The 15,553-nt window shown below is 72.8% G+C and carries 12 protein-coding genes; 9 read left to right on the forward strand and 3 right to left on the reverse strand.

Annotated elements, in window-relative coordinates; translation table 11 throughout:
* The first annotated feature begins 15 nt into the window (after positions 1 to 15).
* The 5 genes from ACZ4VL_RS16995 to ACZ4VL_RS17015 all read left to right on the forward strand — a co-directional run bounded on the left by ACZ4VL_RS16995 (position 16) and on the right by ACZ4VL_RS17015 (position 6,760).
* Positions 16 to 636 (forward strand): hypothetical protein, encoded by a 621-nt coding sequence (locus tag ACZ4VL_RS16995; protein WP_468200292.1) that lies wholly within the window; start codon positions 16 to 18, stop codon positions 634 to 636.
* Between the two features lie 38 nt (positions 637 to 674).
* Entirely contained in the window at positions 675 to 2,258 is a 1,584-nt protein-coding gene (locus tag ACZ4VL_RS17000; protein WP_468200294.1) for an immunity 49 family protein, read from the forward strand.
* A gap of 123 nt (positions 2,259 to 2,381) precedes the next feature.
* Positions 2,382 to 4,568: a TerD family protein gene (locus tag ACZ4VL_RS17005; protein WP_468200296.1), complete on the forward strand. Its 2,187-nt coding sequence runs from the start codon at positions 2,382 to 2,384 to the stop codon at positions 4,566 to 4,568.
* Positions 4,569 to 4,823: 255 nt separating this feature from the next.
* On the forward strand, positions 4,824 to 5,522 hold the full coding sequence (locus ACZ4VL_RS17010; RefSeq protein WP_468200298.1) for a VC0807 family protein: 699 nt from the start codon (positions 4,824 to 4,826) through the stop codon (positions 5,520 to 5,522).
* Positions 5,519 to 6,760 (forward strand): aromatic ring-hydroxylating oxygenase subunit alpha, encoded by a 1,242-nt coding sequence (locus ACZ4VL_RS17015; protein ID WP_468200299.1) that lies wholly within the window; start codon positions 5,519 to 5,521, stop codon positions 6,758 to 6,760. Before ACZ4VL_RS17010 ends, ACZ4VL_RS17015 begins: the two co-directional genes overlap by 4 nt.
* A 62-nt stretch (positions 6,761 to 6,822) precedes the next feature.
* Here the strand turns inward: ACZ4VL_RS17015 and ACZ4VL_RS17020 are convergent, their stop codons facing one another.
* Complete coding sequence (locus tag ACZ4VL_RS17020; RefSeq protein WP_468200300.1) at positions 6,823 to 7,554, reverse strand: SDR family oxidoreductase; 732 nt, start codon at positions 7,552 to 7,554, stop codon at positions 6,823 to 6,825.
* A gap of 129 nt (positions 7,555 to 7,683) precedes the next feature.
* On the opposite strand from ACZ4VL_RS17020, the gene ACZ4VL_RS17025 reads away from it, so the two are divergent.
* The 4 genes from ACZ4VL_RS17025 to ACZ4VL_RS17040 all read left to right on the forward strand — a co-directional run bounded on the left by ACZ4VL_RS17025 (position 7,684) and on the right by ACZ4VL_RS17040 (position 14,022).
* On the forward strand, positions 7,684 to 8,256 hold the full coding sequence (locus tag ACZ4VL_RS17025) for a TetR/AcrR family transcriptional regulator (RefSeq protein WP_468200302.1): 573 nt from the start codon (positions 7,684 to 7,686) through the stop codon (positions 8,254 to 8,256).
* A gap of 136 nt (positions 8,257 to 8,392) precedes the next feature.
* A complete protein-coding gene (locus tag ACZ4VL_RS17030; protein WP_468200304.1) occupies positions 8,393 to 9,310 on the forward strand; it encodes an NAD(P)H-binding protein in 918 nt (305 codons plus the stop codon).
* 259 nt (positions 9,311 to 9,569) lie between these two features.
* Complete coding sequence (locus ACZ4VL_RS17035; protein WP_468200306.1) at positions 9,570 to 9,887, forward strand: CU044_2847 family protein; 318 nt, start codon at positions 9,570 to 9,572, stop codon at positions 9,885 to 9,887.
* Positions 9,880 to 14,022 carry an nSTAND1 domain-containing NTPase gene (locus tag ACZ4VL_RS17040; protein WP_468200308.1) on the forward strand — a complete coding sequence of 1,381 codons (4,143 nt, stop codon included), beginning with the start codon at positions 9,880 to 9,882 and terminating at the stop codon, positions 14,020 to 14,022. Before ACZ4VL_RS17035 ends, ACZ4VL_RS17040 begins: the two co-directional genes overlap by 8 nt.
* 63 nt (positions 14,023 to 14,085) lie before the next feature.
* Here the strand turns inward: ACZ4VL_RS17040 and ACZ4VL_RS17045 are convergent, their stop codons facing one another.
* The gene (locus ACZ4VL_RS17045) at positions 14,086 to 14,913 is read right to left on the reverse strand and encodes a polysaccharide deacetylase family protein (protein WP_468200310.1); all 828 of its coding nucleotides are present in this window, start codon (positions 14,911 to 14,913) and stop codon (positions 14,086 to 14,088) included.
* A 150-nt stretch (positions 14,914 to 15,063) separates the two neighbouring features.
* Complete coding sequence (locus tag ACZ4VL_RS17050; RefSeq protein ID WP_468200312.1) at positions 15,064 to 15,510, reverse strand: peptidase inhibitor family I36 protein; 447 nt, start codon at positions 15,508 to 15,510, stop codon at positions 15,064 to 15,066.
* Between the last annotated feature and the right edge of the window lie 43 nt (positions 15,511 to 15,553).

Consider the following 15,553-nt stretch of genomic DNA (forward strand, 5'->3'; position numbering starts at 1 on the left):
GCCTATGCTGCGGTGATGGGTTTGGATCTCTCCTTGTTCATGGCGGACTGGGAACAGTTGGGCAACGTCCCCGTCGATGACCGGATCGAAGCACTCCAAGACGCGACCTGGCCGCAGGAGCTCGCCGACGGCCACCTGGGCTACGAGCGGTCCGGTGGCTGGCAGTGGCCCCCGGAGCCGGTGGTGGCATGGTGCGCCGAGTACGACTTCTTCACCACCACCGGCGTCTACCGCCCGCACGCCCGCGCGGGCGAGGCATGGGAAGACGTACGCCGTCTGGTCGACGCATCCGTGCGGGAGCCGATGGACACCCTTCTCGGCGGCCTGATCTGGGACGCGGATCCCGCGGACGATCCCGCACTGACCGGCGGCGGGGGGTTCTTCCCGCCGGTCACCGACCCCTGGCGTCCACACCTGCTCCTGGTCTGCTCGCCGGAGGCAGCCGGAGCCAAGGCCCGTGCCTGGAAGCAGGTCGAGCCCCACCTCGAGGCGTTGCGCGCGCCGTTCGCGGCCGAGTGCGCGGGCTGGGCGGGCCGCCCGGACACCTTCGAGGACTTCACCGCGCTGCTGCGTGAATGGGGCGACGTGACCACGGAGGCTGCCCGCCGCGGTTGGGGCCTGGTGGGTCTGCCCTAGTGATCATCCTGTCAGTGGTGCGTCGTAGGGTCGTGAAGATGGAACGAGACCAAACCCCCGGCACCCCGGACGGCGCCTTCGCCCCGGCCCTGTCGCCCGGTGCGGCGGGCGCGCACTTCGACGTACTGCGGCGGGCGGGCCGCGGCGGTGAGAGCGCCGAGGAGTTGTTGCGGGGCGCGCACGCCCGGCTGCTGCCGGTCGACTCCCTCACGCCGGAGCTGGTGGACCGCATGCGCTACGCGCGGGTGGTGGCGGAGGGGCTGGTGTTCGCATACGCCCTCGACGGGCCGGACAGCGTGCGGATCCTGACCGACGCCGATGTCGAGCGCGCCGGGCTGGAAGCCCTGGGAGGGGCGGCCTACGAGAACCTGATGGACGTGCCGGTCACCTACGAGGAGGTGCCGCTCGAGGGGCGGGCGACGCTGCACTCCCTCTACGGCGATTCCCCGTTCGTCGCGAGCCGTGCCCTGTTCCTGGCCGAGACGGTCCGGCGGCTGACCGGTGAGACGCTGCCGGAGGCGGGCGCGCTGGTCGTCGTACCGACCCGGCACCTGCTGGCGTACCACCCGATCGTCGACGGCACCGTCGTCGACGCCCTCAACGACCTCGCCGCGTACGCCCTCCGGGCCCACCAGGACGGGCCGGGCGCCCTCTCCCCCCGGGTCTACTGGTGGCACCGGGGCGGCCTGACCTCCCTCACGGTCATCGACGAGAACACCCGCACCTTCTCCCTGCGGCCGGAGCCGCCCCTGCTCGGCCTGATGAAGGGCCTGGTCCGCCTGGACCGCGCCGGGCGGACGACCACCGGTCCTGCGGCGCGGACCCCTTCCGACGCGGACGGGCTCGAACGGGCCGCGGCCGGGGCGCTGGAGGAGGTCGTGCGGGACCCGTCGGGGCTGGGCGACGCCTTCGCCGCGGCCCTCGCCCTGGCCCATGCACGCTGCGCCGACGACCCGAAGGCGTCGCGCGTCACCACCTGGGACGCATGGGCCACCGCCGTGCAGCTCGGCTGCGCGCTGTTCACCGGCGTCGCGGAGCCGATGGAGTGCTACCTGGGCGAGGACCTGGTGACCCGGCTGCCCGCCCTCCCGGCCTCTCCCCCGGCGGACGCGCGGGCCTGGCTCGACGCGTTCTACCTGGCGGTGGTGTGCCGCCAGGAGGAGCGGATCGACCGGCTGTGCGGAGTGCCGATGGAGCGGCTGCGGGAGGACGACTCGGTCGACGAGTACGTGCTGCACTGGATCGACACCCTGCAGACGTACTTCGCGCGGCGGAACATGGACGAGGTCGTGGAGAAGCTGGTCGCCACGATCCGGACGTCGATGCCGGAGCAGATCGCCCGTGCCCCGAAGGACTTCGTGAACGGGATCGACTACCAGCCGGTCGCGCTCTTCCACCGCCTGGTCACGGGCGACCGGGACGCCTTCGCGCAGGCGCTGGCCGAGGCGGTCACGGAGCACGCGGGCTACTGGGGCCCGTCGCAGGCCCCGCGCGCCCGCGTGGCGCTGGGCCCCCTGGCGATCGCGGCAGTGGCGCACGAGAACGGGTTCCCGGTCGCGACGGACCATCCGCACCTGCCGGTGTACCTCCTGGACGGGAAGCGGATCGAGCACATCCCGTGAGCCGGTAGGGCGGCGGCGCGGCCGGACCCGGGACGCGGGCGGGCGGGTGGCGGCTGCGCCGGCCCGCCTCGGCGTTCGAAAACGGGGGTGCGGCCGTTCGGCGTGGTCTGGGACCATTCGTGGATGTCCCATCCCCTTGAATCCCTGGTCATCCGGCACACCCACCGCCTCCCCGCCCCCTCCGGTCCCGCAGGCCAGGGCGGCGCCGCGGCGCGGCAGTTCGACGCCGCGCTGATGTCCGTGGGCTTCAAGCTCTCGGCGGAGCTGCTGGAGCGCCTCTCGGGTCTGGCCGAGGAGGTCGTCCTGGAGACCTCGGCGCGCACGCTGGACACGGTGCGCGCGATGGTCGGCGACCACGTCGCGCACAACGTGTACTTCGTCGACTTCCCGGCCAACGTGCCGGACACGCTCGACTTCTGGATGCAGTGCATCCGTGCGGCGCTCGACGACGACGCCTTCCGGGCGGGCACCCTCGACCAGCTCCGGTCCGGTGTGCTCGACCTGCTGACCCTCCCTACGTACGGCGCCTACCAGCACACGTACGAGGAGATGCTCGCCGCACACGACGAGCTGATCGCCGCCGGCGGCGACCGCATGACCGTCCTGCACGCCGGCGGCAGCCCCGACGACGAGGTCACCGCCCTGTACCTGGCGCTGGCGGGCAGTGCCACGCCGCTGGGCGAGGACGGCCTGCGCGACCTCGCCCTGCTCGCCGCGCACTGCGCCGAAGGCCCGCAGCCCGAGGAGATCCCGGTCCGGGAGAACCGCGCCGCCGTCAACCGCGCCCGCCTCGACCGCGGCGCGGACCTGCTGGTGGACACCGTCACCGACGTCCTGCGCCTGGCCTGCGCCCTGTCGGACGGCGACGTGACCCTCGCCGAGCCGACCCGGTTCCGTTCGCCGTCCCGGCCGGTCCGCCGCGCCCTCCTCGCCGGCCTGGACGCGGTCGTCGCCGCGTCCCCCGCCAAGCTTGCGGACGTCGCCGCGCACCGCGAGGCGTTCAAGCGCCTCGGTGAGCGGCTCCACCCGCACGAGTACCCGCGCTGGCCGCACGCCGCCGACGTGTTCGCCGTCGCCCGCGGCGAGCAGGAGGCCCGGACCCTCGACAGCCGCGTCGAGGAACTGCTCGCCGCCGACGACGTCACGGGCGCGGCGCGGCTGCTGGCGGCCGCCGCCCCGGGCCGGCTGGTGCGCTCCCTGGACCGGCTGCTGCGCGCCTGCCCCGGGCAGGAGGAGCGCGACGCGGTCGCGGCCGCTGCCGAGGCGGCCGCCCCTCAGGTCTCCGGCCGGGTCCTGCTGTCCGTGCGCGAGCACTTCCACAACCGGACGCAGGAGGCGGTGCGGCGCCGCGTCTTCGTCAACCGCGGGGGCCGCGCCTGGGTCGCCACGGACACCCGCCCGCCGGTGCCGGAAGCCGACGTCAAGCGGCTGGTCGCGGCCCTGGACGCGGAGACGCGGCGCCGGCTCCCGGAGCCGGGCCACCTGGTGGTCGACCCCGCGGTCCTCGACGTCGCGCTGCCGCTCAGCGGCAAGGCGACGGCCGCCGGGCTCGGCGTGCTCCCCCGCGGGTCCCTCTCCCCCGTCGACGGGGTGCTGCTGCGGTTCTTCGTCCACTGGCGGCAGGCGCAGCGCAGCACCGACTTCGACCTGTCGGCCCTCATGCTGGACACGTCGTACGAAACCGTCACCTGGCTGTCGTACACGGCCCTGCAGGACCTCGAGGGCGAACACTCCGGCGACATCACCGACGCCCCCGCACCCGACGGCGCCTCGGAGTTCATCAACCTGCGCCTGGACGCCGTGCGCGGCGACTTCATCGTCCCGCAGGTCAACATCTACTCCGGGGAGGGCTTCGAGGAGGTCGCGGAGTCGTTCTTCGGCTTCATGCTGCGCGACTCCGAGCAGCAGGGGCGCCCCTTCGAGCCGCGTACGGTGCGCATGAAGTCGGAGCTGCGGGGGACGGGCAGGGTCGCCCTGCCGCTGGTGTTCCTGCGCGGGGACGACGGCGGGTGGCGCGCGAAGTGGCTGCACCTGTACCTGAAGGGCAACCCGAACGCCAACCGGGTCGAGGGGAACCAGGTGTCGGTCGCCACGCTGGTGCGCGGCATCGTCGAACGCGACCAGCTGACGGTCCGACACCTCGTCGACCTGATGGCCGACCGCGCCACGACCACCACCTGGTGGGACGGCACGCAGCCCCGGGTCCCGGACGGCCCGGTCACGTACATCGGCCTGGAACGCCCGGAAGGGCTGCACCCGGACTCGCTGGTCATCACGCCGGAAAACCTGCGCGCACTGATCCCGGCCTGACTGGTAGCGTTGGCCCCCGGCGAGGCCATGGGCGGACTTCCTTCTCAACACTCCACTACCAGTCCCCCCGCTTTCCTCGCCGTCGACTACGAAGCCGGGATGCCGTTCGGGCATCCCTGCTTCGTCGCGTCCCGCCCCTGGGCGGGCGCCGGAGGGCGCTCGCGGGCGAGGCGAACCAGTACATCAAAGGATGTACTGCGCATATCGCCCTCCATGTCGATTCGGTGGTCCTCGCCGGTCCCTACGGTTTTCGGTATGGCAACACCGAACGGTCCTACCGGAACACGGGCCACGCTGACCTGGCGGGCAGCGGGGACCACGACCCTGGTCGCCGTGGTGCTCCCGCTGGCCGTTTTCTACGTTCTGCGGTCACAGGGGTACAGCCAGTGGCTGGCACTGACACTCAGCGGGGCGGTCCCCGCGGTGCGCATGACCCTCGAGGTCGCCCTGCGGCGCCACGTGAACGGCTTCGAGGCGTTCATGATCGGCATGCTGGTCGTGCGCGTCGTGACGTCGCTGCTCACCGGCAGTCCGCGGGTCATCCTCGTCAAGGACGCCGGGCTCGGGGCGGCTGCCGGACTGTGGATCCTGGGCTCGCTCCTCGTGTCGAAGCCCTTCGCCTTCCAGGCCGGCCAGTCCTGGCAGCCGCCCACCAGCGCAGCCGCGCGGGAAGCGGCCTGGCACGCCTCGCCGGCACTGCGCAGCGGACTGACCCGGCTGACGGTGCTGTGGGGCTGCGCCCAACTGCTGGACGGCGCTGCCGGAATGCTCCTCGCCCTGCTGCTGCCGGTGGAGGCGGTTCCGGTACTCAACCGGGCCAAGGGGCTGACGCTGCAGGGCGCCGTCCTCCTCGCCACCGTCGCCTACAGCCGCCGGTACGGGCGGCGGCACGCCCTGTCCCTCTTCGGTTCGACACCCCTGACCACCGGAAGGAAAGGAGGCCGATCACCATGACCGTCCACCACACCACCGCCGAGGGGGCCGTCACCCCCACGTCCGCCCCCGCATCCGCCGTATCCGCCCCCGTAACCGCCCCCGCGGGCCTGCGTGAGACGCTCGCCGAGCTGCAGCGCCTGGCCACGCTCCCGCTGGAACGCGGCCGGACGCTGCCACCCCACGCCTACACCTCCCCCGAGTTCTACGCATGGGAGGTCGAGCGGATCTTCCGGCGGGAGTGGCTCTGCGTGGCACGGGCCGAGGACGTTCCACGGCCGGGGAGCTATCTGCGGTTGGACGTCCTCGGCACGCCCTTGGTGATCACCCGGGACGAGGAGGGCGAGCTCCACGCCCTGTCCCGGGTGTGCCGCCACCGCTTCATGGACCTGCTGCCGCCGGAGACCACGCCCGAGCGCGGCTGCCTGAAACGGCTGACGTGCCCGTACCACACCTGGTCCTACCGGCTGAACGGCCACTACGCGGGGCAGCTCGCCGGTGCGCCGTTGATGCAGCGCGTCGACTTCGACCGGGCCGGCTGCCGGCTCCCGGGGTACCGCGTCGAGGTCTGGAACGGCTTCGTCATGCTCAACCTCGACCCCGACGCGGCACCGGCGGCCCCCGCACTGCGCGGGCTGGACCGGCAGCTGAGCGGTCACGGCATCGCGGACTGGGTGGGTGTCCACACCCGGACCTGGGAAGGCGTACCCGCCAACTGGAAAGTGGCGGTGGAGAACGGTTCGGAGAACTACCACCACATGGGCACGCACGCGGCGACCCTGGATCCCGTACTGCCGGGCCGGGACACCGAAGTCGACGAATGCGACGGCCGCTGGTTCACGATGTTCACGCCGCTGTCCGACCCCGCGCAGGGCGGCACCGGCCGCGGGAGGCACGCTTCCCCGTCCGATCGGGAGGGGCGGCCGGGCATGCTCATCGCCGGTGTCTTCCCGCAGTTCGTCCTGGCGGTCCTGCCCGACAGCGCGGTCAGCATCCGCTGGCTGCCCACCGGCCCCACCACCCACGACACACAGATCACGGCCATGGTCCCGCCCGGAGCGCGCAGCGCCCCCGGCTTCCCGGAGGAACTGGACGTCATCCGTGCCCGGATCGCGCGGATCCAGGAGGAGGACCTCGTGGCCGTCCGCGGCGTCCAGCGCGGCCTGGCCTCCCACCCGGCTCCGTCCAACGGCCGCTTCTCCCATTTGGAACGCCCGTTGTGGCAGTTCCAGCGCTACCTTGCGGAGCGGCTGCTGTGACGGCCGTCGGGCAGAACCGGCGGCAGTCCTCGGCACCGCGGAGAGCGGAGTCGGGGCTGCCGTCACGCCTGCACCGTGGGGCGGACGACGATCTCGCTGACGTCGACGCCGTCGGGCTGCTCGATCGCATAAGCGACGGCGGAGGCGACGGCGGAAGGCGGCATGGCGATCTCGTCGCGCTGCCGGGCCAACGCCGCCGCTGCCCGGCTCGCCCCCTTGCCCACGCCCTCCGTGTGGGTGAAGCCCGGCGAGACGAGGGTGACGCGCAGGTCGGGGCCGGACTCCTGCCGCAGCCCTTCGGTCAGCACCTTCACCGCCGTCTTGGTGGCCGCGTAGACGGCTTGGGGTGACTTCACGACGTAGGCCGCGGTGGACGCGACGTTGACGAACTGTCCGGAGCGCTGCCGGCGGAAGACGGGCAGCGCCGCCCCGATGCCGTTGAGCAGGCCCGTGATGTGGGTGGCGACCATGGCGTCCCAGTCGTCCTGGCGCAACTCGTCGAACGGCGAGACCGCCATGGTGCCGGCGTTGGAGACCAGGACGTCGAGCCGGCCGAAGCGGTCGACCGCCGCATCGGTGAGGCGCTTGAGGTCCTCGCGGCGCGTGACGTCGACGACGAGCCCGACAGCCGAGCCGCCTCGCGCCGTGATGCGGTCCACGACCGCGTTCAGGCGGTCCTCCCGCCGGGCTCCGAGCACCAGGTGGGCCCCTCGTTCGGCGAGGTGGACCGCTGTGGCCTCTCCGATGCCGCTGCTGGCACCCGTGATTGCGATGACCTTGCCCTCGATTGACATGCCGGGTCCTCTCGTGCGGGCGCTGACCTACAGTGGAAGTGGGGAAGCCCCCACTTCATTCAGGCTAAGTGGGCACGCCCCCACTTAGCAAGATCGAGAGCCTGGGACGAGAGGGGATGGCGAGCACCCATGACCGAGGGAGCACGACGGCCGTTGCGGGCTGACGCACGGCGAAACCGGGAGAAGATCCTCCGGGCCGCGGTGCGCGTCTTCGCGACGGAGGGGCTCGACGCCCACCTCGAACGCATCGCCAAGGAGGCGGAGGTGGGCAGCGCCACGCTGTACCGCAACTTCCCCACCCGCGAGGCACTGGTCGAGGCCGTCTACCGCAACGAGGTGGCCCAGCTGTGCGAGGCGGCCCCCACCCTCGTGGCAACGGAGCCGCCCCTGGAGGCCCTTCGCGCCTGGACCCGCCTCTTCCTGGACTACGTGACCACCAAGTACGGCATGATCGACGCCCTGCGCGCCATCGCCGCGACGGGGAACAGCCCGTACGGCCACAGCCGGGAAATGATCCGGGACGCCCTGAGCACCCTCATGGACGCGTGCGCCGCCGCCGGCGCGATCCGCGACGACATCAGCCCCACCGACATGGGCGCCGCGCTCGAAGGCATCGCGCTCACCTCGGCGGGACCCGAACACCGGCAGCAGGCGGAACGCCTGCTCGACCTCACCCTGGACGGCCTGAAGACCCGCCCGTGACGCTCGCGACTGGGCCACTGAACAGCATCATTGCGTTCCGGGCAATGATGGGATGCCGAACTTCCCATTGCGGCAGTGCGGTTGGCGTTTGCACGATGAAGGGGCGTACCGACCCGATACAGACCGCGAGGTTTTCATGATCGTCATTACCGCGCCCACCGGGAACATCGGCCGGCGGCTGCTGTCGCTGCTGGTCGAGGCAGCGCCCGCACGCGGAGAGGAGTTGCGCGTCGTGGTCCGCGACCCTGCCCGGCTCCCCGAGGCCGTACGCGGACGTGTCGAGGTGGTCACCGGCTCGCACGGCGACGCCGCGACCGTCGAGCGCGCCTTCAGCGGGGCCGACGCCGTCTTCTGGCTGGTGCCGCCGGACGCCTCGGCCACGCCCGACGAGGTGTGGAGCGGCTTCACCCGCCCGGCCGCGCGGGCGTTCGCCGACCACGGCGTCCGCCATGTCGTCGGCGTCTCCGCGCTCGGCCGCGGCACCCCGCACGCCGCCCGGGCCGGGCTGGCCACCGCCTCCCTGGCCATGGACGACCTGATCGCCGGCTCCGGCGTCGCCTACCGCGCCCTGGCCTGCCCGTCCTTCTTCGAGAACCTGCTGGAGGAGGCCGACTCGATCCGCCACGACGGGGTCTTCACCGACACCGTCGCCGCGGACCGTCCGGCCCCGCTCGTGGCCGTCGCCGACGTCGCCGGGGCGGCGGCCGGGCTGCTGCTGGACCGCTCCTGGACCGGCGTCGGCAGCGTCCCGGTGCTCGGCCCGCAGGAACTGTCCCCCGACGACCTGGCCCGCATCATGACCGAGGAGCTGGGCCGTCCGGTCCGCTACCGGCGCCAGCCCCTCGACGAGCTGCGGTCCACCCTGCTCGGGTACGGCCTCAACGAGGCGTTCGTCGAGGGCATCGTCGACATGAAGCGCGCCAAGGACCAGGGCCTGGACTCGGGCGTCGACCGCTCGCCGCAGGCGGGCCCCGCCACCGGATTCGCGCAGTGGTGCGCGCAGACCCTCAGGCCCGCCGTCCTCGCCGCCCCGGAAGCAGTCGAGGCCCACTGAGCCCACGGACCCGAGCCGAGCCTCCGGCCACCGCTCGACCACCACGTCGTCCCGGTGACCGGTGACCCGTACCCGCCGACACCCGCCGACACGTTCGGCCTCGCCGGTGCTGCGCCGTGCACGCCTACGGGGGAACGTGAAGGGACCCCCAAGGAGGCGCCGTGAGTGCCGCCGACGGGAGTGCCGGATCGGAACCGAGGGGTGGGTCGCGGTGGGCCCACCGCCCTGGTGAGCGCGCGCGAGCAACCGAGGAGGCGTCGTGGCACCTCTGACCCGGATCCCGCTGGAGGGCGGGGGCTTCGTGCTCGTGGAGGGGGCGGCCGGGTTCGAGGGGCCGGTGAAGGCCGGGCGGGCCGGGGATCTCATCCGTGAGGTCCCGGACACGTTCCAGGAGGCCCTGGAGCCGGTCACCAGGGCGGCACAGACCGCCCTCGACCAGCTGCGCAAGGCGCGGCCCGACGAGATCACGATCGAGTTCGGGGTGGACCTCGCGGTCGAGGCCGGCGCGGTGATCACCAAGGGCAGGGCCACCTGCCACCTCCAGGTGACCATGTCCTGGCGGAGCGGCCATGACTAGCGCCGGACGCCGGGCTGACCAGGAGACTCCCTCGGAGCTGCCCACGGCGGTGGCGCAGGTCCTCGGGCCGGAAGGGAGCGTGGCCGGGGCGGGTTTCCTGGTGGCCGAGGACGTTCTGGTCACGTGTGCGCACGTCGTCCTGGCCGCCGGGAGCGGGCCCGGGAACCGGGTCATGCTGGCCTTCCCCCGTCTGGCCGGTGCGGACGGGCTGGAGGGGGAGGTCCTCCGCGAGCGGTGGCGCGCGCCGGAGGACGAGGACGTCGCCTTCGTCCGGCTGCGCGGTACGCCGGCGGGCCCGAGGGTGCTTCCCCTGGGTTCCGCGGAGGGCTGCCGCGGCCATGAGGTGCGGTCGTACGGCTTTCCGGCCCAGGCAGCGCGCGAGGGCCACCTGGGCTTCGGCAGGGTGGGCGATCTGCTCGCGCCCTCGGGACGCGCCGGGGTGCGTCTCCAGCTGACCGCGGCCAACGACCTCACCGTCGGATTCAGCGGCGGTCCGGTCCTCGACGAGGTGACGGGCCTGGTCATCGGCATGCTCACCGAGATCACGGCGCCCGACGCGCTCTCCCGGGGACAGGGCATCGCCTACGTGACGCCGACGGAGGTGCTGCGGGAGATCATGCCGGAGCTGGCCCCGCTGGAGGTGTGTCCGTACCGGGGGCTGGAGCCGTTCACCGCGGAACACGCCCGCTGGTTCCAGGGGCGGGAGGAGGCGGTGGGCCAGGTCCTGGCCGGCCTCGACCGCCAGCAGCGGCTGACGCTGCTGCTCGGGCCGTCCGGGTCGGGCAAGTCGTCGCTGATCCAGGCGGGGGTGCTGCCGGCGTTGGCGCGAGGAGAGGTTCCGGGAAGCGACCGGTGGCTGCCGGTCCTGGCCCGGCCCCGGCAGGACCTACCGGCGGAGATCGAGCGGGCCGGCCTGCCCGGGACCCGGCGTGACGGGCTCATGGCGGCGGTCGGCCGACGGCTGCGCAGCGAGCCCGATCACCACCGGGTCCTGCTGGTCGTCGATCAGTTCGAAGAGCTGCTGCTGCAGAGCGCCGACGGCCGGCTGCAGGAGTTCCTGGACACCGTCGACGACATCGTCCAGGTCGCGGACACGTTCACCGCACTCAGCGTGATCCTGATCATGCGCGACGACTTCTATCCCCAACTGGCCGCGCTGGCGCCCCGGTTGCTGGAGGCCGCCACCCCGGGGCTGCTCAACGTACCGGGCACGCTGAGCCGGCGGGACCTGCACGACATCATCGTGAAGCCCGCCGAGAACGTGCGACTCCGCTTCCAGCCCGGACTGCCCGAGCAGATCATCAGCGACGTCCTGGCCAGCAGCCCGGAACCGGCGGCCGTCCGCAGGGCACCGGTCACCGTACTGCCCCTGCTCGAAATGACGCTCAAACAGCTGTGGCTGCGACGGCACGACGGCTACCTCACCCACGAGGCGTACCGGCAGATCGGAGCGGTCAGCGGAAGCCTGACGACGTGGTGCGACAGCGCCCTCGACGAGCTGTCCCCCCGCCGGCAGCGCATCGCGCGGCGCGTCCTCACCCGCCTGGTCCACCCCGCGGACCGCAGCCGCCGCACCCCCGCCGTCCGCGCACAGGCGCCCCTCGACGAACTGCGCGACCTGGCGGCCGGCCCCGACGGTGCACCCGGTGGTGACTTCGACGCGGTCATCGCCGCTCTCACCCGCCACCGCCTCATCACCACGCAGACGCTCCGCGACCCGGACCGGCCCGCTGCCCCACCGGGCGAGCCGGTGGCAGAGCTGATCCACGACGCGCTCATCCGCGACTGGGGTGCGCTACGGAAGTGGGTCGAGGAGGACCGCCAGTTCCAGGAGTGGCTCAACCGCACCTGGGAACGGCAGCGCCGCTGGGCCGGGAAGAGGGACCCCGGCGACCTACTCGCGGGGACGGCGCTCGCGGAAGGCTTCGAGAAGTCACAGGACCGCGGTCTGCCAGAAGACATCGCGACCTTCCTCGCCGCCAGCCGAGAACGCCAGCACGTCCTCGCTCGGCGGCGCAGGCATCTCATCGCCGTCCTGGCCACGCTGCTGGGGCTCGCGTTGATCGCCGCCGGGACCGCTGTGCTGCAGTGGCGTGCGGCGGTGGACGAGCGGCAGGCGGCGCTGTCCCGGCAGCTCGCCACGCAGTCCCGCACGCTCCTCGACGTGAGCCCCGACCTCTCCTCGCTGCTCGCCGTCCAGGCGTACCGCGCCAGCCACACGCCCGAGGCCCTGGCAAGTCTGCGGACCGACGCGTCCCTCCCGGCGTACCGGCGTCTGCCCGGGCACACCGACACGGTGGATTCGGTGGCGTTCAGCCCCGACGGCCGCACCCTCGCCACCGGAAGCGCCGACGGCACCGCACGACTGTGGGACACCGCCACCGGCACGACCCGCGCCACCCTCCGCGGACACCCTGGCGAGGTGGCTTCGGTGGCGTTCAGCCCCGACGGCCGCACCCTCGCCACGGCGAGTGCAGACGGCGCACGGCTGTGGGACACGGCCACGGGGAAGACCCGCGCCACACTGCCCGTGAGCGCCGGGGGCCTGTTCTCGCTGGCGTTCAGCCCTGACGGCCGTACCCTTGCCGCCGCCGGCGGAGACGGCACCGTACGACTGTGGGACACGGCCACCGGTGCGACGCGTACCCCGCTGACCGGGCACGACTCGACGGTGTTCTCCGTGGCCTTCAGCCCGGACGGCCGCACCCTCGCCACCGCCGGCGCGGACCACACAGGGCGACTGTGGGACACCGAAACGGGCGCACCCCGCACCACTCTGAACGGGCACACGAACGGGGTCTTCACGATCGCGTTCAGCCCCGACGGCCACGCAGTCGCCACCGGCAGCGCCGACGGCACCATGAAGGTGTGGCACACCGCCACCGGAAAGATGCGCAGCTCCCTGGACGTGGCCACCGGCGCGGTGCAAGCCGTGGCGTTCAGCCGCGACGGCAGGACGCTGGCCATCGGCGGCACCAACCGCCTCCTGCGGTTGTGGGACGTCGCCACCGGGGCGGTCAGCGGAACCCTGATCGGTCACACCGACACGGTGCGGTCGGTGGCGTTCAGCCCCGACGGCCACACCCTCGCCAGCGCGAGCGACGACAGGACCACACGCCTGTGGGACCTCACCCCTCGCGGTGACCGGCCCCTGGTCGGGCACACCGGCTTGGTGTACGACGTGGCTTTCAGCCCCGACGGCCGTACCCTCGCCAGCAGCAGCGCGGACAAGACCGTACGCCTGTGGGACGTCACCTCCGGCGCCACCCGGACCGTGCTGACCGGACACACCGAGCCGGTGCTCCAGGTGGACTTCAGCCCCGACGGCCGCAGCCTCGCCACGTCCGGCGTCGACGCCACCGTACGGCTGTGGGACGTCACCACCGGCAAGACCCGCATCGTTCTGGAGGACCACTCCGAACTGGCCGCGGTGGCGTTCAGCCCCGACGGCCGTACCCTCGCCACCGGCAGCATCGACGGAACCGTGATGCTGTGGGACGCCGCCACCGGCAGGCGGCGCGCGCCCCTCACCGGACACACCGGCTACGTGGGCACGGTGGCGTTCAGCCCCGACGGCCGTACCCTCGCCAGCGGAAGCGCCGACAGGAGCGTACGGCTGTGGGACGTCGCTACCGGCAAGGACCGCTTCACCGGCCGCACCCCCGACACGGTGCAGCGCGTGGTGTTCAGCCCTGACGGCCGCATCCTGGCCACCACCATGGGTGACTACAGCGTGCGCCTGCTGGACCCCGCCACCGGGAGGACCCGCACCACCTTGGCCGGGCGGACCAGCCAGGCGTCGTCGGTGGCGTTCAGCCCCGACGGCCGGACCCTCGCCACCGCCGACTTCGACTGGACCACGGGACTGTGGGACACCGTCAGCGGCAGGAACCACGTCACCCTGATCGGGCAGCACGCCGACGAGGTGACCTCGGTGGCGTTCAGCCCCGACGGCCGCACCCTCGCCTCGGGCAGCGGAGACAGGACGGTGCGCCTGTGGCGTGTCAGTCTCCCCGAACCTTCCGAAGCGATCCGGAAGATCTGTCACGCCGTCAACCGGGACCTGGACACGCAGGAACGCACCGCGTACCTCCCCGGCACGTCCTCTGTTCCTGTCTGCCCGACCCGCCGCTGAAAGGGGCGGGTCGTTCGGATCACTGAAACGGGCCGCCGCGGTGCTGCCGGCGGGAGGGCGCGGTCAGGCCGAGGGGGCGGTCCAGTAGGCCCGGCCGGGTTCGGGCCGGCCCGGCGCGAAGAGCTGGGAGACGGTCACCGGGGTGAGGCCGCGCCGCCGCAGCCCGTCGATGATGGCCGGCACGGCGGGAACGGTCCCCGGGTAGACGTCGTGGAGGAGGATGATCCCGTTCCGCTGGGCGCTGTGGAGGACGCGGTTCGTGATGACGTCGGGGTCGTGGTCGCGGTAGTCCTTCGCCGTCACCGACCACAGGATCTGCGCGAGTCCGAGGGAGCGGCAGACCTCGGCGACCCGCGGGTCGGTCAGGCCCTGGGGCGGGCGCATCAGGGCCGGGGCGTGGCCGGTGAGCTGCTCGACCTGGTCCTGGAGGGTGACGAGTTCCCGGCGGATCTCGGCTCGTGAGGCCTGCGTCAGACGTCGGTGCGTCCAGGTGTGGTTGGCCAGTTCATGCCCCTCGAACGCCTCTCTCCGTACGAGCTCGGGACGGACGCGGGTGTTCTTGCCGAGGAGGAAGAACGTCACGCTGACGCCCTTCGCCCTGAGGATGTCCAAGAGGCGCGCCGTGTCGGGACCCGGTCCTGCGTCGAACGTCAGGGCGACGCAGCGGCTCCTGCGGCAGTCGACGGGTGCCGGTCGCGCCGGAACCCGTGTCGGCGTCGGCGTCGTACTCCGCCCCGCCGGCGCCAAGGCGGAGGAGGCGGGGACAGGGGTGGGATCGGCACGGGGGACGGCAGTCGGCTGCGCCGAGCCACAACCGCCGACGGCGACGGCTGCGGCAAGGCCGGTCAACGACCGCACGAGCCTGCGGAGAGCGAGCACCCTGCCACCCATACCCGCGCCGCGGACGCGTGGAGCCCGACACGGCGGGGCTGCACCCGTACGCCGCGCCGCCGACGCGACGCCGAGCGGGCTGGTCGTCGGCCGACCGACCGCGACGCGGTCCGCGCCCGGGTGAGGTACCCGTCGGGCGGCGGCCGGATATCAGCCGACGCGACAGGTGTGGAACCTGTTCGACCGGACGTTCCCGAAAACGGCCGGAAGCCGGTCGATGCCCTGGCCGGGCCGGAGGGTCAGCGCATTGCCCTTGTAATGGGTCTTGCTGTAGACGGTGACGCAGCGCCCCCACACCCCGTCACGGGCCCGCCACGTACCGGAGCCGTTCCACACCGAGACCCCGCCGTTGAGCCCGACGTAGGCGGTCGTCTCCGGGTACCACGGCATGTCCACCGCCACCGGACTCACCACCCCGGTGTACGAGGGCCCCGTCCACCCGCACACCCAGCCGGGCGAGCAGCGCTCCGACACCGGAGTCACCGCAGGCGGCCCCGCCGAAGCCGCGGGTGCGGGTGCGAGAGCGAGTCCCGCGGCGAGGAGCACGCCGACCACACCTCCGCCGAGGCACGCCCGTCCGACGACCGAATGGCGCATAACCCCATCGAAGCCCCGATCAGCGAAGATCGCATCGTCGGCC

It is taken from the genome of Streptomyces sp. NPDC029014, from assembly GCF_055564695.1.

What these genes read in the sequence shown, in the direction of transcription:
- ACZ4VL_RS16995 (WP_468200292.1), top strand. Translation starts at nt 16, where the DNA reads ATGGGTTTGGATCTCTCCTTGTTCATGGCGGACTGGGAACAGTTGGGC.
- ACZ4VL_RS17000 (WP_468200294.1), top strand. Translation starts at nt 675, where the DNA reads ATGGAACGAGACCAAACCCCCGGCACCCCGGACGGCGCCTTCGCCCCG.
- ACZ4VL_RS17005 (WP_468200296.1), top strand. Translation starts at nt 2,382, where the DNA reads ATGTCCCATCCCCTTGAATCCCTGGTCATCCGGCACACCCACCGCCTC.
- ACZ4VL_RS17010 (WP_468200298.1), top strand. Translation starts at nt 4,824, where the DNA reads ATGGCAACACCGAACGGTCCTACCGGAACACGGGCCACGCTGACCTGG.
- ACZ4VL_RS17015 (WP_468200299.1), top strand. Translation starts at nt 5,519, where the DNA reads ATGACCGTCCACCACACCACCGCCGAGGGGGCCGTCACCCCCACGTCC.
- ACZ4VL_RS17020 (WP_468200300.1), bottom strand. Translation starts at nt 7,554, where the DNA reads ATGTCAATCGAGGGCAAGGTCATCGCAATCACGGGTGCCAGCAGCGGC.
- ACZ4VL_RS17025 (WP_468200302.1), top strand. Translation starts at nt 7,684, where the DNA reads ATGACCGAGGGAGCACGACGGCCGTTGCGGGCTGACGCACGGCGAAAC.
- ACZ4VL_RS17030 (WP_468200304.1), top strand. Translation starts at nt 8,393, where the DNA reads ATGATCGTCATTACCGCGCCCACCGGGAACATCGGCCGGCGGCTGCTG.
- ACZ4VL_RS17040 (WP_468200308.1), top strand. Translation starts at nt 9,880, where the DNA reads ATGACTAGCGCCGGACGCCGGGCTGACCAGGAGACTCCCTCGGAGCTG.
- ACZ4VL_RS17045 (WP_468200310.1), bottom strand. Translation starts at nt 14,913, where the DNA reads ATGGGTGGCAGGGTGCTCGCTCTCCGCAGGCTCGTGCGGTCGTTGACC.
- ACZ4VL_RS17050 (WP_468200312.1), bottom strand. Translation starts at nt 15,510, where the DNA reads ATGCGCCATTCGGTCGTCGGACGGGCGTGCCTCGGCGGAGGTGTGGTC.